Raw genomic sequence first — 20,723 nt, forward strand, 5'->3', positions numbered from 1 at the left:
GGGGCCGGGCAGGGCGGCCCTATCCCGCGAGTGCGCGCGCCCGTTCGCGAAGCAGCGCCTCGGCCCGCAGCAGGTCGGCCTCCGTGGTGATCTTGAAATTCTCCTCGCTGCCCGGAACCATCTCGATCGCCAGCCCCGCGAGTTCGGCGACCGCGCAGTCATCGGTGAAATCCCGCCCCCGATGCGCCGTCTGCGCCAGCCGGTGCGCGCCGAGAATTGCGTCATAGCGGAACCCCTGCGGCGTCTGTGCCCGCCACAGATCGGCGCGGTCCACCGTGCCGGTCACGATCGCGCCGCTGCAGCGTTTCAGCGTATCGGTCACCGGCACGCCGACCACGGCGCCCGGCACGCGGTCGAGCGCGCCGATCACCGCGCCGATCACGTCCGGCGCCACGAACGGCCGCACCCCGTCATGGATCAGCACCCTCTCCGGTGCGACGCTGGCGATCGCCTCAAGCCCGTTGCGCACCGATTCCTGCCGCGAGGCGCCGCCAGCGACCGGTTCCGGCAGGCCAAGCCCCGACATCGCCTCGTCATACAGCGCGCGGTCCGCCGGATTGATCACCACGAACACGGCGCGCATCGAGGCATGCCGGCGCAGTGCCTCCGCCGTGCGGCGAAGGATCGGCACGCCGTCGAGCAGGCGATACTGTTTTGGAATGGGCCCGCCGAGGCGATGGCCCCGGCCGGCGGCGACGATCAGTGCAACGGTCATGCGGTCCCCGGCTCGGCGCGGCGGCGCCGCGCTTCGGCTCCCTGAAAGCAGAACCGGCCGGCAAAGGCAAACCGCCTGGCGCGGGCTTGTGATCGGATTATGTCAGCCCCGCCACGAAAACAACAAAATCATAGGCTTATACAGAAATAATCAGAAATATTCATTGATTTCCCCATAACGCCCGACCGGGCTAGTTTGCAGCGCAATAAGGATGGCGGTCGGCCATCCTGCGCTCACCGACAAGGCTTCTATTAGATGATGTATGCCGCCGCACAGTTTCATGGCCATGTCGCACCCGGGCAGGATGTCCCGGTGCCGCGACGTGGGCTGAGAGCGGCGATCTCCTGCCGCGGCGTCGGGCTGCACGGCGGCCAGGAGGTGAATTTGCGTTTTGCCGCCGCCGAGCCGGGCAGCGGCATCCGCTTCCGCCGGACCGATCTCGGCGTCACGATTCCGGCCCGTCACGATCTCGTGGCCGACACCAGGCTCTGCACCGTGCTGGCCGATCCGGCCCGGCCGGAGGCGCGTATCGGCACGGTCGAGCATGTGATGGCCGCGCTCGCAGGCCTCGGTATCGACGATGCGCTGGTCGAGGTCGATGGCCCGGAAATCCCCATCCTGGACGGGTCGGCGGCCGAGTTCGTCTTCCTTCTCAACTGTGCCGGCATCGTCGAGACAGGCTTGCCGCGCGACATCATCGAAATCCGCCGCCCGGTCCGCGTGAGCGACGGCTCTGCCTTCGCCGAGCTGCGGCCCGCGGCGCAAGGCGAATATGGCTTCTCCGCCGCGCTCCAGATCGACTTTCCCGCCCGTGCCATCGGCCGCCAGGCCCTCTCGCTCGAGATCACGCCCGAGAGCTTCGCCGCCGAACTGGCCCGCGCCCGCACGTTCACCATGAAGCAGGACATCGATCGCCTGCGCGAGGCCGGGCTTGCCCTCGGCGGCACGCTCGCCAACGCCGTGGTGGTCGACGGCGATGAGGTGATCAACCCCGAGGGCCTGCGCAGCCCGGATGAATTCGTCCGCCACAAGCTGCTCGACGTGGTGGGCGATCTCGCCCTCGCTGGCGCCGCGATCCGCGGCCGCTTTGTCGGTGCCCGCACCGGCCACCGGCTCAACAATCTGCTGCTCCGCGCCCTGTTCGCCGATCGTGCGAACTACCGCTTCGCCGGCGTGGCGGAGCCGGACCTCGCCGCCGTTGCGTGACGCGGGGCGCCACCGTCCGCGGCGCTGCCATAACTCCTGATCATCTGGCCGCCGGCGTCAGCCTGCCGTTCTGCAGCCGGTAAACCCGGTCGAGTCTTTCGACCCCGGTCAGCCGGTGGGTGATCATCAGCACGGTGCGCCCCTCCAGCGTGTTGTTCAGCGTCGCGAGGAAAGCGCGCTCGGTCTCGAGATCGAGGCCCGAACACGGCTCGTCGAGGATCAGGATCGGCGCCGGGCTCAGCAGCGTGCGCGCCAGCGCGAGGCGTCGGCCCTGGCCGCCCGAGAACTGCGATCCCTGCTCGCCCACCCAGGCCTCCAGCCCGTCCGGCAGGGCGCGCACCATATCGGCGATGCGAGCCGCCTCCAGCGCGGCCCAAAGCGCGTCGTCATCCGCATCGTCGCGGCCAATCAGCAGGTTGTTGCGGATCGTGTCGGCGAACAGATGCGTCGTCTGCGACAGCCACGCGATCCGCCTTCGCACATCGGCCGAGCGCAGCGTGGCAATATCGGTGCCGCCGAGCCGGATCTGTCCTTCATCCGGCGAAACCAGTTTGAGGGCCAGCGCCGCGAGTGTGGACTTGCCCGCCCCGGACGGCCCGAGCACCGCGATACGAGATCCCGCCGGTATATCGAGCGACAGATCCTCGAACACCGCCTGCCCCTCCGGTGTCCAGCGGAAGGCGACATGTTCGAAGGCGAGCGCGTTGCTCCCCGGCATCGGCGCCGGCCGCGCCGGGTCGCGCACCCGCGGCTCGGCCTCGGCGGCCTGCATAACGCGTGAGGCGGCGGCGGAGGCGCGGCCCGCCGTCACGCCCGCCCGGGGCATGCCGCCCACTACCTCGAAGGCGGCAACGACGACGAACACCGCCACCACCACCGCGACCGGATTCGCGCCATGAATCAGCAGCACCGCAAGCAGTGCCGCCTGGGTGGCCAGAAACGCGAGGCCCTGGAGCGCCCCTCCGCGCGCGGCGAGGTCGCGTTCGGCCCGGAACAGCCGCGATTCCTGCCATTGCACGCCGGCGAGCATCCGGCCCTCGGCCTCGTAGACCTTGATTTCGCGGAGTCCGGTCAGCGTATCGAGAACCGAAACCCGCAATGCGCCGCCCGCCTCGGTCTCGTCCGCCGCGGCCGCCCGCGCCGCGAGCATTGCCCGCCACGGCATCACGAAGGCGACCACGGCGAAGAGCACGAGCACCAGGGCGGCGGCGGTCTCGTCGTCGCGCGCGACCGCGACCAGCAGCACCGGCACCAGCATCGCCGCCCCGAGCAGGGGGATCAGCAGGCGCAGCAGCACGCCGTCCAGCGCCTCGATGTCGTTCACCAGCCGCGCCAGCACATCCCCGGAGCGGCGGAAGCCAAGGCCGCCGGCGGCGCTGCGCGCGAGCCCGCGGTAGAACCAGAGCCGCAGCGCCGCCAGCGCGCGGAATGTCGCGTCATGCGTCGTCAGCCGTTCAAGATAGCGCAGCACGACCCGCGCGACGCCGGTCACCTCCAGCGCCACCGGTACCGCGAGGGTGATGCCGAGCGCGGCGGCGGCGATATAGTGGCCGGCCGCCGCCATCAGCGCGATCCCGGCGGCAAGCGAGGCCAGTGCCACCAGCGCGCCGAACACGATCGCCGGCGCCTGCCGCCGCCAGATCAGGATCACCCGCAGCAGCGGCGCCAGCACGGAGTCCGTCATCACGCCACCCCCTCGAGCCGCGCGGTCTGTGCCGCGCCAAGATCGAGCTTGCGGCCGCTGAATTCATGCGCGAAGGCCGCGTGGCTGGCCAGCACCACGGTCCGCCCGATCGCCAGCCGCTTGAGGCTTTCCACCACCTCGCGCTCCGTCGCCGGATCGAGCTGGGCGGTCGGTTCGTCGAGCAGCAACAGGCTGGCATCCTTGAGAAAGGCGCGGGCAATGGCGATCCGCTGCGCCTGCCCGCCCGACAGCCCGTAGCCGCCTTCGCCGATCCGCGTCGCCAGCCCCTCCGGCAGCCGCTCGGCAAATTCGTTCACGCGCGCAAGGCGCACCGCCTCCAGCAGTTCGGCCTCGCTCGCTTCCGGTCGCCCGAGCCGGATGTTCTCCTCGATCGTCCCGGCGAACAACACCGGCCGCTGGCTGATGAGCGCCGTCATGCGGGCGAGCGCTGTCGGCACGATCGTCTCGATCGGTGCGCCGTTCAGCGTAATCCGCCCGGATTGCGGCCGGATATAGCCAAGCAGCAGCTCGATGATGGTCGATTTCCCCGATCCCGACGGGCCGACCAGCATCATCGTCTCGCCCGCGGGCAACTGGAAGCTCAGATCCCGCAGCACGGGGCCGCGTTCCTGGTCCCAGGCGAAGCCGACGCCTTCAAAGGCGATGGTGATGCCCTGGGCTGGCACATTGCGGATCGCGTCCGGCGGCACCGCCGCCACCGTCGGTTCGGGCAGGCCGACAAGGTCTTCGGCCGCGGTCTGTGCCGTCATCCGGTCCTGATACACGGCCGAGAAGGCGCGGAACGGCGCGAAGAATTCCGGCACCAGCAACACGCAGAACAATGCGGTCGGCGCCAGCGCCGTCTGGCCGGCGAGCAGGGGGCCGGCGAAGCGGATGGCAATTCCAACCAGTGCCGCCGCGGCAAGCAGGTCGAGCGCGGTGGCGTTGAGAAAGGCAACCCGCAATATGCGCATCGTGCGCAGGCGCAGTTCGTCCGCGGCGCGCCCAAGCGCTGCGGCCTCGGTTTCGGCGCGCCCCGCCAGCACAATGGTGGCGATGCCGCGCACACGGTCCAGGAAGCGGGTCTGCAGGCGCGCCATGGCGGTGAACTGTCGCCGGGCCGCGACGCCGGTGCCAATTCCGGTGATCGCCATGAACATCGGCACCAGGAGGCCGGCGCATGCGAGGATCACACCGCTGCGCCAGTCGGCGATCGCCGCGGCGAGAGCGACGAGCGCCGGCCCGATCGCGGCGAGCCGCGCCGCAGGAAGCCAGCGTCCGTGGAGCCCGTTCATCGCCTCGATCCGGTCGACGACGATGATCGAGAGTTCTGCCGAATGCCGCCCGCGCAGCAGCCCCGGCCCGGCGCTCATCAGCCGTCCCAGCGTATCGCTGCGCAGCCGCCGGCGCGCGGCGATGCCGAGCCGGCTCGCCTCGTGTTCCTGCCCGACGATCAGCGCGGCCCGCACCAGGGCGGCGGTGACGAAGCCGAGTCCAAGGAGCGCCGTCGGCAGCCGCCCCGGTGCGATCGCGGCGGCAAGCAACCCGGCCGCGCAGGCGATCTGCCCGATCGCAACCAGCACCGAGGCGATGCCGAGCCCGATCGCGAGCCGCGCGCGCCGTCCTCCAAGCCTGATTTCCTGACGGATCCACTGTTTCGCGGGAGACGATTGCCGTGCCATGCTGGCTACATATAAGCAGTTCGCCCATTTCAAAAGCGCGGCATCTCCTGCCGGTCGGTTGGCTCGCGGATTGTTTATGCTTTCACGAATATGTCACGCCGCCGCTTCCGTCATGCCGCATGCCCGCTGCCGGGCATGGACGCCGCGACCGGTTTCGCCCAAAAACCCCCGGCAACTCGAGGCCGTTCACGGAGAGACAGCATGCAGATCGTCCGCAATGTTCCGGATCTCCGCGCCGCCCGCGCGGCGCTGACGGATGGTGGCCGCGCCCGCCTCGCCCTGGTGCCGACCATGGGCGCGCTGCATGAGGGGCATCTCTCGCTCGTCCGCGCCGCGCGCGAGGCCGGCCACGTCGTTGCGGCGTCGATTTTCGTCAACCCCACCCAGTTCGGCCCGAATGAGGACTTCACCCGCTACCCGCGCGACCCCGAGCGCGACTGCGCCCTGCTCGCCGAAGCCGGGTGCGCGCTGGCCTGGCTGCCCGAGGTCTCCACGATGTATCCGCCCGGCGATGCCACCTCGGTCGAGGTTGCCGGCCTGTCCGTCGTGCTTGAGGGCGCGGTCCGTCCCGGCCACTACCGCGGCGTCGCGACGGTGGTGGTCAAGCTCCTCGGCCAGGTCCGTCCCGATGCCGCCTATTTCGGCGAGAAGGATTGGCAGCAGGTGCAGGTAATCCGCCGCGTCGCGGCCGACCTGTTCCTGCCGGTCGAGATCGTTGTCGGCCCCACCCTGCGCGAGAAGGATGGCCTCGCCATGTCATCGCGCAACCGCTATCTCGACCCTGCGGACCGCGCCCGTGCCCCGCTTCTCCACCAGGTGCTCCGCCGGGTGCGCGCCGCCCTGCGTGACGGCGAGCCCGCGGCGGCGGCGCTGGCCGCCGGCCGGCGGGCGCTCGCTGAGGGCGGCTTCATCGTCGACTATCTCGAACTGGTTGACGCCGGGACCCTCGCGCCGCTGACCGCTCCGGACGACGGCGCCCGTCTCCTCGCCGCCGCGCGGCTCGGCACGACCCGCCTGCTCGACACGGTCGCAGTCTGAAAAATCGAGACGCCGCAGGATGATGGTCGCATTTATGTTGCACCGTTAAGCTATATTTTACCTCGCTGCGCCATCATCACTGCCAGGTGTTCAGCCGTGATGGAGCAAAGGCGCTTGAGTTTACCCCAGTCTCCGGACCTTCAGCCGTCCTCTGGCCTGATGCCCGTGCAGTCGCGCCGTCCTGTCGCCGGGCGGACCGAGTCGGAGCGTCGGGAACGCGCCTCGCTTCGCCGTCTCGAGGCGGGCGAGCAGCGCAAGCGCGCCGCCCGCCTCGCCGAGGCTCTCCGCAATGACAGCTTTGTTCTGCGCTACCTGCCGCGGCTCGATCTCGCGTCCCCCGGCGATGGCTTCGTCTCGGCCGAACTGTGGCTCGGCCTGCCGAATCGCCGCCGCGGGCTCATGCCCGTGGCGCCGCTCCTCCGCGGGATCGACCGCGCGCCGCTTCGCCACGAGATGTTATGCCACACGCTGCGCATCGCGGCGGAAGAACTGGCCTGCGGGCCGCCGCGCTGGCAGATTTCGGTGCCGATGTCCGGCCATGCGCTGGCGGACGGCCTGATCGGCGAGGTCGCGCTGCAGACGCTGGATCCCCTGGGCATCGAGCCGCACCGGATCGACATCCTGATCGACGAGGCCGAACTCGTCATCGGCGGTGATCTGTTGCAACAGCAGATCGCCAGCCTGCGCGAAGCCGGAATCGGCGTCACCCTCGAAGGGTTTGGGAACGCGTTCGGCGGCCTCGCGCTGCTCTCCCGGCTCCCGTTCACCGGCCTCAAGCTCGATCGCCGGCTGGCGCATGCGCTCGTGAACGATCCGGCCGGACCGGACGTGGTGCTGATCCGTGCCGCGATCGATATTGCGCGCCGCTACGACGTCCTCGTCTCGATCGACGGGATCGAGACCGAGACGGAATTGCAGAAGGCCCGCGAACTCGGCATCGGCCAGGCTCAGGGACCGTGGGTCGGCCCGGCATTGCCGGCGGATGTGATGCGCGCGCGGCTGCGGCTGAACGGCTGAACCCGCCACCGGAACTTGCCCGAGGCCCCGATCCGGGCCAGAGAATGCGCGATGACCGCCGTTCCGCATTCCGCCAGGCCTTCCGCCCCCGCGACTCCCGACGAGGCTGGCCGCGCCATCCGCGCCACCCTTGCGGACCGCCGTCCGGGCGCCTCGATCTGTCCGACCGATGCCGCCCGCCAGATCGCCGCCGCGCGCGGCGAAACCGCGCCGGACGCCTGGCGCCGCCATCTTGCCGCCGTCCGCCGTGCCGCCGGGGATCTTGCGCGCCGGGGCGAAATCATCATCCTTCGCAAGGGCAGGGCCGTCGACCCCGACGCGATGCGCGGCGTGATCCGTCTGCGCCTGCCCGGCGTCGAGGCCGAAACAACGGAGGAAACCTGATGGCCGTTGGCATCCTGCCGCTGCTGCTGAGTCTGATCTTCCCTGCCTGCGGCAAGGCCGGGGCTGCCGGGGTCAAGCCGCCCGGTTTCGTCGATTTCACCCATCTCACGCTGCCGTCATCGCCGAACAAGGCGCTTGCAGCCCCCGCCGGCTTCATCCCGAAACCCGCCTTTGACACGCCGCGCTACGCTCTGCCCCCTGCCGCGCTTTACGCGCTGGTCGCGCGTGTCGCCGGCGCCGAGCCACGCACCTACACGCTCGACGCCTTTCCCGACCGGCTGCAGCAGGCCTGGGTGGCCCGCACGCCGGCGGCCAATTTCCCCGACGTGGTGATCGCCCAGATCCGCCCCGACCCGGCCGGCGGCAGCGATCTCATCCTCTATTCCCACTCGATCTACGGCTATTCCGATTTCGGCACGAACGCGGCGCGCCTCCAGCGCTGGCTCTCGGCGATCGGCCGGGCGGCGGAGGCCCATCCATGAAATTCCTCCGAGCGGTCGGTGCCGCGCTCGCCGATGCCTGGCGCCTCGCCAAGCCCTATTTCAGCTCGGAAGAACGCTGGGCGGCGCTGGCCCTGCTCGGCACCATCATCGCGCTCAACCTGATCTCGGTCTATCTCAACGTCCTGTTCTCCTACTGGTACAAGATCTTCTACAACGCGCTGCAGGCGAAGGACGCCGCGGGTTTCTGGCAGTCGATCTTCACCTACAAGATGATCAAGGGCTATCCCTGGTTCGTCCCGGGCTTCACCGAGATCGCGACCTTCAACATCCTGGTCGGCGTCTACGCCTTCTACCTCCAGCAGATGCTGGAGATCCGCTGGCGCCGCTGGATCACCGAGAATTTCGTCACCGACTGGCTGGGCAACCGCGCCCATTACCAGCTCAGCCTGAAGGCCGAGGCCGGCAGCCCGCTCGACAACCCCGACCAGCGCATCGCCGATGACCTGCGCAGCTTCGTCTCGAACAACCTCTCGCTCGGCATCAGCTTCATCTCGAACATCGTGAACCTGCTCAGCTTCATCTTCGTGCTCTGGTTCCTGGTGCCGCCGCTGCATCTCCTTGGTCTGGTCATCCCCGGCTACCTGGTCTGGATCGCGATCATCTACTCGCTGGTCGGCACCTACCTGACCCATGTGATCGGCTGGAAACTGATCCCGCTGAGCTTCCAGCAGCAGCAGGTCGACGCCGATTTCCGCTTCAACCTGATCCGCGTGCGCGAGAACACCGAGCAGATCGCGCTTTATGGCGGCGAGGCCGAGGAAGGCGTCGGCCTCAAGCAGCGCTTCCATGCGATCTACCTGAACTGGTGGAAGATCATGAAGCGCACCAAGGCGCTGAACTTCTTCACCATCGGCTTCAGCCAGGTGGCGATCATCTTCCCGATCCTGATCGCCGCCCCCGGTTATTTCTCCGGTCTCTTCACCCTCGGCCTGCTGCTGCAGATCAACAACATCTTCGGCAACGTGCAGGGTTCGTTCTCCTGGTTCGTCTCGTCCTACCCGCAACTGGTCGGCTGGCGCGCCACCGTGCAGCGTCTCGACGGGTTCGAGCGCGCGGTGAAGCTGGCGCACGCGCACCGGCCCGACCACGTCGCCGTGGCGGCGGATGCCGCGCTGCACGCCGAGGACCTGACCGTCTCCCTGCCGGACGGGCGCGAACTGTTCGCCGGCGCCAACCTCGCGATCGAGCGCGGCGAACCGGTCGTGATCACCGGCCCCTCCGGCACCGGCAAATCGACCCTGTTCCGCGCGCTCGCCGGCATCTGGCCGTTCGGCCGAGGCCGGGTCTCCCGGCCGTCCGGCACGGCGATGTTCCTTCCCCAGAAGCCCTATTTTCCGCTCGGCTCGCTCAAGCGCGCCGTCGCCTATCCGCAGCAGGAATACGATGTGGACGACGAGGCGGTGCGCGCCGCGCTCGATGATGTCGGTCTCGGCGGGCTCGGCCTGCGCCTTGAACATGTCGACAACTGGTCGCTCCGCATGTCCGGCGGCGAGCAGCAGCGTCTCGCTCTCGCGCGCGTGCTGGTCGCGAAGCCGGACTGGCTGTTCCTCGACGAGGCGCTGTCCGCGCTCGACGAGGAGGCCGCCGCCAGCCTCTTCGCGATGCTGCGCGCCCGCCTGCCGGCGACGCAGATCGTCTCGATCGCCCATCATGACAGCGTCATTCGCCTGCACCCGCGGCGGCTGCGGGTCAGGCGGGGCGAGGGCGGCCATGCCCGTGTCGACGAAGCCGAAACAGCCTGATCACGGAGCGACCGCATGAATGAGCGAATGCCTTCCCCGCGCCCCATGGCGTTGTTCGGCCATCGCGGCGCCCGAGGCCTGTTGCCGGAGAACACGCTGGAGGGCTTCGCGAGCATCGCCGCGCTCGACCTGACCGGCGCGGAATTCGATGTCGGCCTTACCGCCGACGGCGTCGCGGTCGTGCATCACGATCCCCGCCTCAATCCCGATATCGCGCGCGATGCCGACGGCGCCTGGCTCGCGCCGGATGCCGCCCCCCTGCTGCGCGAGCGCACCCTCGCCGATCTAGGCAGCTTCGATGTCGGCCACCTGCGGCCGGGATCGGACTACGCGGCGCGCTACCCGGAGCAGACGCCCGCCGACGGCGCGCGAATTCCCACCCTCGATGCCGTGATCGCCGCGCTGTCCGGGCGGGATCTGCTGATCGAGGTGAAAACCTTCCCCGACCGTCCCGGCCTCACCGCGCCGCCCGAGCGGATCGCCCAGGCGGTGATCGCCTGCCTCAACCGGCACGACGCGCTCGACCGGGCCGTGCTCTTCGCCTTTGACTGGCGGGTGCTGCGTGCGGCGGCGGCGGCGGCGCCGGCGCTGCGCCGCTGCTGCCTGACCGAGCCGGAAACGGTCAGCGCCGGCCCGCTCTGGCTCGATGGCTGCGACCTAGGCGCATTTGGCGGCAATCTCCCGCGCGCCGTGGCTGCCACGGGTGCCGTGTGCTGGGCGCCGTTTCATGCCACGCTCGAGGAGGACGATGTCCGTGAGGCTCATGCGCTCGGCCTCGCCGTGCTGCCCTGGACGGTCAATGCGCCGGAGGCGTTTGACCGGATGATCCGGCTTGGCGTGGACGGCATGATTTCCGACCGGCCTGATCTCGCGCGCGCCGCCATCGGGCGCGCCGGCCTGCAGGTCGCCGGCCCCGGCTTCGTCGCTGCCATGGCACGCTGAATCCCAGAAATTCGCCCGCCGCGCGGCGTGGAACAGGAACTGACGCAGCGCCGGCGCCCGCCAGCCGTCCTCGTCGAGCAGAATGTCGACCGGCGCGAACAGCTCATGCGCGTGGGCGATATTGCATGCCGCGAACTCCCGGAAATGCTTGGTCTTGAGCGCGTAGAGCACGCGCATGTCGCGCACCGGCAAGGCAATTGCGGTCTCGGGGGCGGTGTCGAACAGGCCGGCGCGCTCCCAGCGCGGCGTCGCGTCGCGCTCGTCGACCGGCCGGCGGAGCCACACGGCCGGGCAGGAGACCAGCAGCGAATGCAGGCTCGGCGTGTAGCGGGACCGCTTGTCGAGCAGGTTCTGCAGGCTGCCGCAGACCTCGACGGCGAAAATGTCCACATAGGGATCGGCGCCGGTTCCGCCGAACCAGAGCCACAGCCCGTCCGGGAAGGTCCGCATGCGGGAGGCGCCGGGAATTTTCAGGGACGGGGCGTCGTTTTCCATCGCCGGCCCCGGCCGGGCCTTGAGCCACACGCCGCGGCCGCGCGGATCCGCGTGTTCGAGGCCGGGAGGCGTCTGCGGCCAGGCCCGGATCCGTTCGCGCACGAAAGCGTCCATCGTCTGAAAATGCGTCATTTTTCATCCATCCCGATAGTAGTACACTGCAAATTACTACCTTAGGTAGTATCATGTCTCCCGGTTCGGTTTGCAAGCCGAATCGGCATTGAGGCTAAAACTTTATTAATTTATGGATTTTCCATCGACGCGCCGCGCCATTCCCGTTACGGAAGCATCGTTCCGCGCGCTGTGCGGGTGGAGCCAGGCCATGGCGCCTTGGCGCCCGGTGACAGCCGATCCGGCGATGGGATAAGGTCATTCCATGAACGAATTGAAGGAGAGAAGCGAGAATCGCCCAGCGGTCTCGCGGGCCACACCGGTCGACGGCTCGCGCAGGAGCCGCCGGCCCTTCATCATTCTGGTCCTGGTGCTGCTTGGCCTCGCCGGCGCCAGCCTCGTCTACTGGTGGCGCACCAGGGATTTCGCCTCGACCACCGACGCCGAGATCGACGGCTCGATCCACCAGATCGCCCCGCGCATTTCCGGTCAGGTCGTCGCCGTGCTCGTCAAGGACAACCAGCATGTCGTCCGCGGCCAGCTTCTGGTCCGCCTCGATGACGGCACGCAGAAAGTGGCGCTCGACCGGGCCGAGGCCGAACGGGCCCAGGCCCAGGCCCAGCTCGGCGCCCGCGAGGCCGATCTCGCCGAGGCGCGCGCCAATGTCGAGGTGGCCGACGCGACCCTCTTCCGGGCGAAGCGCGACGAGGCGCGCTACGCGAAGGTCGACCCCCGCGCGGTCACGCCCACGACGCGCGACGCCATTGCGGCCGATCTGCGCGCCGCCGTCGCCCGCACCGATGCGGCGCGCCAGCAGGTCAAGGCCGCGCAGGCCGCCGTCGCCGCGGCGGACGCCGCGGTGAAGGCCGCCGGCGTCGCGGTCGAGAATGCCCGGCTCGAACTCGGCTATACCGAGATCCGGGCCCCGGTCTCCGGCTGGGTGGCCAAGAAGACCGTCCGCACCGGCAATGTCGTCGGCGCGGGCACCGCGATGATGGCCGTCGTCGGCGACCATGTCTGGGTCACCGCGAATTACAAGGAAACCGAGCTGGGCGCCATCCGCCCGGGCCAGAGCGTGAATGTCTATGTCGATGCCGTGCCGGGCGTCGCCTTCCACGCGCGGGTCGCCAGCATCCAGCACGGCACCGGCAGCATCTTCTCCCTGCTGCCGGCCGAGAATGCCACCGGCAACTACGTGAAGGTGGTCCAGCGCGTGCCGGTCCGCATCGAGTTCGACGACAGCCGGATCTCCCGCTACCTGCTGGCCCCGGGCATGTCGGTCGAGCCCTATATCCGCATCCGCGGCAAATGAGCCTGCTCTACGCCTCCCGGCCGAACACGCCGCGTTCGGCTGCGGGGCTCTACAACCCCTGGCTGATCGTGGCGATGGTGGCGCTCGCCCCGTTCATGGAGGTGCTCGACACCACCATCGCCAATGTCGCGCTCACCCATATCGCCGGCTCGCTGGCGGTCAGCCCCGACGAAAGCACCTGGGTGCTGACCTCCTACCTCGTCTCGAACAGCATCATACTGCCGATCACCGGCTGGCTGCAGGACGTCGTCGGCCGCAAGCGGCTGTTCCTGATCTGCGTGGCGCTGTTCACCGCGAGTTCCGTCTTCTGCGCGGTCTCCACCTCGCTGACCATGCTGATCGTCGCCCGTGTGCTTCAGGGGCTTGGCGGCGGCGGCCTGCAGCCCATCACCCAGTCGATGTATGCCGACAGTTTCCCCGCCGAGAAGCGCGCCCAGGTCTTCGCCGTGTTCGGCCTCGTCATCATCGTCGCCCCGGCCACCGGCCCGATCCTCGGCGGCTGGCTGACCGACCATCTCTCGTGGCACTGGGTGTTCCTGATCAACCTGCCGATCGGGCTGATCGCCTTCACCCTGATCGCGATATTCGTCGACGAGCCGGAACTTCTGGTCCGCGAGCGCGCGGCGCGCCTCGCCGGCGGCCTGCGCTTCGACTGGCTCGGCCTGCTGCTGGTCGCCGTCGGCTTCGGCGCGCTGCAGATCTTCCTCGACAAGTTCTCGATCGATGACGGGTTCGGCAGCTTCTTCATTCGCAGCCTGTTCGCGGTCTGGGCGGTCTCGCTCTCCACCCTGGTCGTCTGGGAATGGGGCCACCCCGAGCCGGTGGTGAACGTGCGCCTCTTCGCCCATCGCAATTTCGCGATTTCCTGCCTCGTGATGTTCGTGATCGGCTTCATCCTGCTCAGCACCACCCAGCTCCTGCCCCAGCTGACCCAGACGCTGATGGGCTACTCCTCCGAAACCGCGGGTTTCGCGCTGGCGCTGGGCGGCCTCGCCACGATCGGGCTGATGCCGCTGGCCGGCGTCGTCACCGGCCGGATCATCCCCGCCCGGGTGCTTCTGGTCGGCGGCCTGGTCGAAACCGGCATCGCGCTGATCTTCCAGTCCCACCTCGCGCCGAATGCCTCGTTCTATACGATCTCGATCGATCGCGTCCTGCAGGTGATCGCGCTGCCCTTTCTGTTCATCCCGATCTCGGCGCTCTCCTATGTCGGCCTGCCGCCGGCCCGCAACGGCGACGCCTCGGCGATCATCAACCAGGTCCGCAACATCGGCGGCAGCATCGGCATCTCCTTCGTCACCACGCTGCTGGCCTGGCGCACCCAGTTCCACCATGCCAGGCTGGCAGAGTCCGTCACACCGTATGCCAGCCTGCACGGTCAGACCCTTTCGCAGATCGGCGCGGCGGTGCAACATCAGGCAGCATTCATGAGCTATCTTGACCTGTTCCACATTCTGGGCCTGATGGCCCTGCTGGTCTGGCCGGTCGTGCTGCTGCTGAGCACCCCGTCGAGTCCCGCTGCCGAAGGAGTCGTCTATGAGATCTGAGGTTTTTGCTCCCCGCCTGCGCCGGCGCGCCCTCATGGGCACGGCGATGCTCGCCGCCATGGCGCTCGGCGGCTGCGAACTCGGGCCGAATTTCCATGCGCCCCGGACCAGGACGGCCGCTTCCTTTCTCGCCAATCGTCCGGCGCTGACCTCGCCGGACACGGTCAGCCAGGGCAAGGTCGACCTCGCCTGGTGGCAGAGCTTTGACGATCCGGCGCTGACCACGCTGGAGCACGAGGCCATCGCCCGCAATCTCGACGTGAAGGCCGCCACCGAGCGCCTCGCCGAAGCCGAGGCCCAGGCGCAGATCGAGGGTGCCGCCCTCTACCCGAACCTCAATTTCTCCGGCTCCTACACGCGCGAGAAGCCGAGCAACAAGGGCGTGTTCACCGCCCTCAGCGGCGGCGGATCGACCTCGACCAGCACCAATGCCGGCTCCACCGCCAGCGGCAGCTCGACATCGATCGGCGGCGGCGGCCTGCCCGGCTCCGAGCTGCAGCCCTTCAACCTCTTCCAGTACGGCTTCTCCTCGGTCTTCGATTTCGACCTCTGGGGCAAGAACCGCCGCGCCGTCGAGGCCTCGCTCGCCGCCGTCCAGGCGTCGCGCGATGCCCGCCGCGCCGTCCTCCTCAATACCGAGGCCGAGGTGGCGCACGACTACATCAACCTGCGCGCCCAGCAGGCGGTCCTCGCCATCACCAGGCGCAACCTCGCCAGCGCCGAGCACATCGCCAACCTGACCCGCCAGCGCGAGCAGGCGGGCCTCGCCAACGCGCTCGACGTCGCCGATGCCCAGGCCCAGGCCGAATCCGTCCGCGCCCAGATCCCCACCCTGCGAACCGCGATCGCGGCGGACATCAACCAGCTCAGCCTGCTGCTCGGCGAGGGGCCGGAAGCGCTCCGCGCCCAGCTCGTGACCGCGAAGCCGATTCCGCCAGTGCCCCCGGTGGTGCCGATCGGCCTGCCCTCTCAGCTGCTCCAGCGCCGTCCGGACATCCGCGAGGCGACCGCCCGCCTGCACCAGGCCACCGCCGAGATCGGCGTCGCGACGGCGAGCTTCTTTCCCGACATCTCCCTCGCCGGCTCGGTTTCGCTGCAGGCGCTGCAATTCTCGAACCTGAACCAGCTCTCCGCCGTCACCTACGCAATCGGTCCGCAGATCACCATGCCCCTGTTCGAGGGCGGGCGCCTGCGCGGCGAGCTCCACCTGCGAAAGGCGCAGCAGCGCGAGGCCGCCGTGAGCTACGCGAAAACCGTGCTCACCGCCTTCCACCAGGTCGACAATGCGCTGACCGCCTATGACGAGGAGCAAAAGACCCAGGCGGCGCTGCAGGCCGATGTCACCCAGACCCGCCGCGCCCTTTCACTCGCCCAGGAACGCTACCGCGAAGGCCTGATCGACTACCTGCAGGTTCTCACCGCGCAGCAATCGGAGCTGGCGGCCGAACAGGCGCAGGCGCAGAGCCAGGCCAAGATCTCGACCGACCTCGTTTCGCTGTACCAGGCGCTCGGCGGCGGCTGGGAGCAAAACGAGCCGGCGGCCGGCTGACGCCTCAGGCGGCCTTGCTCAGGCCGCCGCGTATCTCGCGCACGATGTCGTAGCTGCGCCGGCGCGCCGCGTCGTCGTGGATCTGGCAGGCGATCATCAGTTCGTCCGGCCGGAACTCCGCCACGAAGCCGGCGAGCTTCGCCGCCACCCGCGCAGGTCCGCCGACCATCGCATAGGCCAGCGCGTGCTCCACCCCGGCACGTTCGCGCTCGCTCCAGAACCCGTCGAGCGGCGCCGGGCGGGGCAGCAGGCCGGGCTGGCCGCGACGGAGATTGACGAAGGCGCGCTGCTGCGAGGTGAACAGGAATTCCGCCTCCCCGTCATCCGGCGCCGCGCAGACCGTAACACAGATCATCGCATGCGGCTTCGCCAGCCGAGCCGAGGGTTGGAACCGCGTGCGATACAGCGTCAGCGCCGCACCCAGCAGGTCGGGCGCGAAATGCGCGGCGAAGGCGAAGGGCAGGCCAAGGGCCGCGGCGAGTTCGGCCGAGAACGTGCTCGATCCGAGCAGCCAGAGCGGCACGTCGAGCCCTTCGCCCGGCACCGCGCGCACCCTCTGCTCCGCGGCCGCCGGCTGGAAGTAGGATTGCAGCTCGATCACGTCCTCGATGAAGCGCGCCTCGGTCCCCTCCATGTTCCGCCGCAGCGCGTGGGCGGTGCGTGGGTCGGTGCCCGGCGCGCGGCCGAGCCCGAGATCGATCCGCCCCGGATGCAGCGCGGCCAGCGTGCCGAACTGCTCGGCGATCACCAGCGGCGCGTGGTTGGGCAGCATCACCCCGCCCGAGCCGACGCGGATCCGCGTCGTCGCCTGCGCCACATGCGCGATCACCACCGATGTGGCGGCACTCGCGATTCCGGGCATGTTGTGGTGTTCGGCCAGCCAGTAACGGTTGAAGCCGAGGGCCTCGGCGTGGCGGGCGAGGTCGATGCTGTTGCGCAGCGCATCGCCCGGCGTCGCGCCATCCGGCACGGGGGCGAGGTCGAGAACCGAGAACGGGATGCTTTCCATCATCCCCATATAGGGAAGGCACCCCGTCTTTCAGTCAATGATGCTGTCCGGTGTTCGGCCCTGCGATCCGGGGATGGATCCCAGGGCCCCACCATCACGCGGCCTGGCGCTTCGCCATCGCCGCCTGCAGGTTCTCGTCGAGCTTGGCGAGGAAGTCCTGCGTGGTCATCCAGGGCTGGTCCTTCGAGATCAGCAGCGCGAGGTCCTTGGTCATGAACCCGCTTTCCACCGTCTCGACGCAGACGCGCTCCAGCGTCTCGGCGAACTCGGTCACCTCGGGCGTCTCGTCGAACTTGCCGCGATAGGCGAGGCCGCGGGTCCACGCGAAGATCGAGGCGATCGGGTTGGTCGAGGTCGGGCGGCCCTTCTGGTGCTCGCGATAGTGGCGGGTCACGGTGCCGTGCGCCGCCTCGCTCTCCACCGTCTTGCCATCCGGGCTCATCAGCACCGAGGTCATCAGCCCGAGGCTGCCGAAGCCCTGCGCGACGATATCGCTCTCCACATCGCCGTCATAGTTCTTGCAGGCCCAGATATAGCCGCCGTTCCACTTCAGCGCCGAGGCGACCATGTCGTCGATCAGCCGGTGCTCGTAGGTCAGGCCGCGCTTGTCGAACTCGGCCTTGAACTCGGCGTCGAAGATCTCCTGGAACACGTCCTTGAACATGCCGTCATAGGCCTTGAGGATGGTGTTCTTGGTCGAGAGATAGACCGGATAGTTCCGCGCCAGCCCGTAATTGAAGCTCGCCCGCGCGAAGCCCTCGATCGAGGCCTTGGTGTTGTGGATGCCGAGCGCGACGCCGGGGCCCTTGAAATCGTGCACGTCGAGGATCAGCGGCTTGCTGCCATCGGCCGGGATGTAGGAGAGCTGCACCTTGCCCGGGCCGGGGATCTTGGTTTCGGCGGCGCGGTAGATGTCGCCATAGGCATGGCGGCCGATCACGATCGGCTGCGACCAGTGCGGCACCAGGCGCGGCACGTTCGCGCAGATGATCGGCTCGCGGAAGATCGTGCCGTCGAGGATGTTGCGGATCGTCCCGTTCGGGCTGCGCCACATCTGCTTGAGATTGAATTCCTTGACGCGCGCCTCGTCCGGCGTGATCGTCGCGCACTTCACCGCGACGCCGTATTCCTTCGTTGCCAGCGCCGAGTCGACCGTCACCTTGTCGTCCGTGGCATCGCGGTTCTCGATCCCGAGATCGTAGTATTTCAGGTCGACATCGAGATAGGGCAGGATCAGCTTGTCCTTGATGAACCCCCAGATGATCCGGGTCATCTCGTCGCCGTCCATCTCGACGATCGGGTTCTTAACCTTGATCTTGGCCATTCCGAAGCTCCTTGCGCCAGTTTGAGCCGGTCTAGCCACGCCTCCGCCCCGCCGCAAGACGGTGGACGGCAGGGCAGGGGTGTTCTAGGACGTCGGCCAGAACCGGAGGGATATCATGACGTCTGGCCTGGGCCACGCGACCGACTGGGACCGTGACGCCGCGCTCACCGCGGCCCGCATCCTGCTCGAAATCAGGGCGGTGAATTTCCGCCCCGAGGAACCCTACACCTTCACTTCGGGCTGGAAGGCGCCGGTCTATATCGACTGCCGCAAGATCATCTATTTCCCCCGCGCCCGCGCCAAGATCTGCGAACTCGGCGTCGAGAAGCTCTACCGCCATGTCGGCTTCGAGACGATCGAGGCCGTCGCCGGCGGCGAGACCGCCGGCATCCCCTACGCCGCCTGGATGGCCGACCGCATGGGCCTGCCGATGGCCTATGTCCGCAAGAAGCCGAAGGGCTTCGGCCGCAACGCCCAGATCGAGGGCGACGTGCCGGAGGGCAGGAACACCCTCCTCGTCGAAGACCTCACCACCGATGGCGGATCAAAAATCCACTTCGCCAACGCGCTGCGCGAGGCCGGGGCGATCTGCAACCACGTCTTCGTGGTGTTCTACTACGGCGTCTTCCCCGGCAGCCTGAACACGCTGGCCGAGATGGGCATGTCGCTGCACCATCTCTGCACCTGGTGGGACGTGCTGGAAGCCTGCCGTGGCGGCGACTACTTCCCCGAGGCGACCCTGGCCGGCGTGCGCAAGTTCCTGGAAGACCCGGTGGCCTGGTCGGCGAAGCATGGCGGCGTCGCCAGCGCGGAGGAGGCCGCGGCCTTCAAGGCGTCGAAATAGGAGACCCGGGCCGGATGGAGTCCGATGCTGCCAGCCCCACGGCTCGCGCGGCACCGGAACGCCGGCGATCCCCGGCCCGTCGCCGGACCCGTCGGCTCGCTGGCGGTCATGCGGCAACCCTGAATTCCGCCGAGCTGATGAACGCGCTGAAGACGGCCGTGGCGGAACCGGCCCCGTCCGCGGCCCATGGCGCCCTGGCGTCAGGCAATGATGGTCTGCCGTCGCCAATTTGATTAATTTTGAAACGATTATCGATAATTTGAATAATTCGATAAATGATTTTTGACTCGTAATTTTAATTGGATTTAAAGACTAAAAGGATAATTATCCAAAATTATCCCAATGTCTGCTCATGAAACGTGTGGATATGCCAAGAACCGGTGCGGGCTCCATCGTCCATTTTTCCCTGCATGTCCGAACGTTTCGAGGCGCCATCACAAGACAGTGTCGCTGGGGCGGGGGATGACCGAGTCCACAGCTTTCTACCGCGAGCGCCGCGCGCCTCTTCCGCCATTTTCCGCAATACTGGGGACAGATCAGGCCGAACGGCTGGCAATCGGCCTGACACTCATTTCGATGGCGCTTTATCTGTTCTGCCTGGTCGCGGAATGGATCGGCGTCTCGTTGAATCTAGTCGATGCCACGCAGTCGCTATGGCTGACCATCGTGGCGCTGGGCGGCGAAGTCGCGTTCTACGTGCTGCTCAGGAGCGGGATCAGCAGGCGCTGGCCGGATCCGACGCTCAGCCTGCCGCAGATGGTCTTCGCCATCACGCTGCTCGGTGCCGCCTATCTGATCAACCCGCAGGTACGCGGCGAATTGCTGATGCTGGCCGCCCTGGTCCTCGAATTCGGCGCGTTCCAGCTCCCGCCCCGCCGGTGCCGGGATCTGGGCTGGTTTGCCGTCGCGGTCTTCGGTGTCGCGATGGCCATCGGCGCCACGGTCTCTCCGGATCGCTTCGATCCGCGTATCGAGGTGTTCCAGTTCGCGCTGATGCTGGCGTTCCTGCCGGTGATTGCCGGCATCGCCGGCAAGCTGAGCCAGATGCGCCTCGACCAGAAGCAGCAGCGCCGGCAGCTTCGCGACGCGCTGAAACAGGTGCAGATCCTCGCAACGCGTGATGAACTGACGGGACTGCCAAATCGCCGCCACGCGCTTGAGTTGATCGAGCGCGAAACCGCCCGCACCTGCCGCAGCGGCGCCCCGCTCTGCGTCGCCATTCTCGATCTCGACCATTTCAAGCGGATCAACGACACGTTTGGCCACGGCGTGGGCGATGAGGTGCTTCGCACCTTCGGCCGCGAGGGGCGTCTCGTGCTGCGCGCCGACAATATCTTCGCCCGGTGGGGCGGCGAGGAATTCATCCTCGTCATGCCGGACAGCACGCTGATCGACGCGCAGACCATCGTTCGCCGGCTGCGCGAGCATATGGCAAGCCCGGAATGCTGGGCGTCATGCCTGCGCGCCAGAACGACATTCTCGGCCGGGATCGCCGAGTTCCTGGTCGGCGAAACCCTGGACGAGACATTCATCCGCGCCGACGCGGCGCTCTACGAGGCCAAGAAGCTCGGCCGGGACCTGACGATGACCGCCTGATGTCCCCAGGCTCTTCGTGATAC

General features: G+C 68.2%; 17 protein-coding genes. 12 read left to right on the forward strand and 5 right to left on the reverse strand.

Going from position 1 to position 20,723, the window contains the following annotated elements; all coding sequences use genetic code 11:
* Positions 1-19: 19 nt before the first annotated feature.
* A complete protein-coding gene (ispD, locus tag RT91_RS06175; RefSeq protein WP_007421375.1) occupies positions 20-715 on the reverse strand; it encodes a 2-C-methyl-D-erythritol 4-phosphate cytidylyltransferase in 696 nt (231 codons plus the stop codon).
* Between the two features lie 255 nt (positions 716-970).
* Between ispD and lpxC the strand changes: the two genes are divergently transcribed.
* Positions 971-1,921: a UDP-3-O-acyl-N-acetylglucosamine deacetylase gene (gene lpxC, locus RT91_RS06180; RefSeq protein ID WP_013639515.1), complete on the forward strand. Its 951-nt coding sequence runs from the start codon at positions 971-973 to the stop codon at positions 1,919-1,921.
* Between the two features lie 40 nt (positions 1,922-1,961).
* On the opposite strand, the gene cydC is transcribed toward lpxC, so the two are convergent.
* The gene (gene cydC / locus RT91_RS06185) at positions 1,962-3,605 is read right to left on the reverse strand and encodes a thiol reductant ABC exporter subunit CydC (protein WP_035186258.1); all 1,644 of its coding nucleotides are present in this window, start codon (positions 3,603-3,605) and stop codon (positions 1,962-1,964) included.
* Positions 3,605-5,287, reverse strand: a complete 1,683-nt coding sequence (cydD, locus tag RT91_RS06190; RefSeq protein ID WP_035186226.1) for a thiol reductant ABC exporter subunit CydD — start codon at positions 5,285-5,287, stop codon at positions 3,605-3,607. Before cydD ends, cydC begins: the two co-directional genes overlap by 1 nt.
* Before the next feature lie 201 nt (positions 5,288-5,488).
* Here cydD and panC point away from each other — a divergent pair, with 201 nt between their 5' ends.
* From panC to RT91_RS06235, 9 genes are all read left to right on the forward strand, one after another.
* Entirely contained in the window at positions 5,489-6,325 is an 837-nt protein-coding gene (panC, locus tag RT91_RS06195; RefSeq protein WP_011941603.1) for a pantoate--beta-alanine ligase, read from the forward strand.
* 114 nt (positions 6,326-6,439) lie between these two features.
* Complete coding sequence (locus RT91_RS06200) at positions 6,440-7,342, forward strand: EAL domain-containing protein (RefSeq protein WP_158320258.1); 903 nt, start codon at positions 6,440-6,442, stop codon at positions 7,340-7,342.
* 51 nt (positions 7,343-7,393) lie between these two features.
* Positions 7,394-7,726: a DUF3253 domain-containing protein gene (locus tag RT91_RS06205; protein ID WP_007421455.1), complete on the forward strand. Its 333-nt coding sequence runs from the start codon at positions 7,394-7,396 to the stop codon at positions 7,724-7,726.
* Complete coding sequence (locus RT91_RS06210; protein ID WP_007421456.1) at positions 7,726-8,208, forward strand: DUF1499 domain-containing protein; 483 nt, start codon at positions 7,726-7,728, stop codon at positions 8,206-8,208. The genes RT91_RS06205 and RT91_RS06210 overlap by 1 nt, the downstream gene beginning before the upstream one ends.
* Positions 8,205-9,971, forward strand: coding sequence for an ABC transporter ATP-binding protein/permease (locus RT91_RS06215; RefSeq protein WP_007421454.1), 1,767 nt, complete (start codon positions 8,205-8,207; stop codon positions 9,969-9,971). Before RT91_RS06210 ends, RT91_RS06215 begins: the two co-directional genes overlap by 4 nt.
* A 15-nt stretch (positions 9,972-9,986) precedes the next feature.
* Positions 9,987-10,913, forward strand: coding sequence for a glycerophosphodiester phosphodiesterase (locus RT91_RS06220; protein WP_035186229.1), 927 nt, complete (start codon positions 9,987-9,989; stop codon positions 10,911-10,913).
* Between the two features lie 871 nt (positions 10,914-11,784).
* Positions 11,785-12,831 carry an HlyD family secretion protein gene (locus RT91_RS06225; protein ID WP_011941607.1) on the forward strand — a complete coding sequence of 349 codons (1,047 nt, stop codon included), beginning with the start codon at positions 11,785-11,787 and terminating at the stop codon, positions 12,829-12,831.
* A complete protein-coding gene (locus RT91_RS06230; RefSeq protein ID WP_011941608.1) occupies positions 12,828-14,378 on the forward strand; it encodes a DHA2 family efflux MFS transporter permease subunit in 1,551 nt (516 codons plus the stop codon). The genes RT91_RS06225 and RT91_RS06230 overlap by 4 nt, the downstream gene beginning before the upstream one ends.
* Positions 14,368-15,927, forward strand: coding sequence for an efflux transporter outer membrane subunit (locus RT91_RS06235; RefSeq protein WP_035186235.1), 1,560 nt, complete (start codon positions 14,368-14,370; stop codon positions 15,925-15,927). Before RT91_RS06230 ends, RT91_RS06235 begins: the two co-directional genes overlap by 11 nt.
* Before the next feature lie 4 nt (positions 15,928-15,931).
* Here RT91_RS06235 and RT91_RS06240 read toward each other — a convergent pair whose 3' ends face one another.
* Positions 15,932-16,945 (reverse strand): LLM class flavin-dependent oxidoreductase, encoded by a 1,014-nt coding sequence (locus tag RT91_RS06240; RefSeq protein ID WP_035186237.1) that lies wholly within the window; start codon positions 16,943-16,945, stop codon positions 15,932-15,934.
* An 85-nt stretch (positions 16,946-17,030) separates the two neighbouring features.
* Positions 17,031-18,260, reverse strand: a complete 1,230-nt coding sequence (locus RT91_RS06245) for an NADP-dependent isocitrate dehydrogenase (protein WP_007423101.1) — start codon at positions 18,258-18,260, stop codon at positions 17,031-17,033.
* A 115-nt stretch (positions 18,261-18,375) separates the two neighbouring features.
* Between RT91_RS06245 and RT91_RS06250 the strand changes: the two genes are divergently transcribed.
* Together RT91_RS06250 and RT91_RS06255 are read left to right on the forward strand one after the other, a co-directional pair.
* On the forward strand, positions 18,376-19,104 hold the full coding sequence (locus tag RT91_RS06250; protein WP_007423100.1) for an orotate phosphoribosyltransferase: 729 nt from the start codon (positions 18,376-18,378) through the stop codon (positions 19,102-19,104).
* A 462-nt stretch (positions 19,105-19,566) separates the two neighbouring features.
* Positions 19,567-20,700: a diguanylate cyclase gene (locus RT91_RS06255; protein WP_035186239.1), complete on the forward strand. Its 1,134-nt coding sequence runs from the start codon at positions 19,567-19,569 to the stop codon at positions 20,698-20,700.
* The last annotated feature ends 23 nt before the right edge of the window (positions 20,701-20,723 follow it).

The organism is Acidiphilium sp. JA12-A1 (genome assembly GCF_000724705.2).
In the GTDB taxonomy this organism is placed as follows: domain Bacteria; phylum Pseudomonadota; class Alphaproteobacteria; order Acetobacterales; family Acetobacteraceae; genus Acidiphilium; species Acidiphilium multivorum.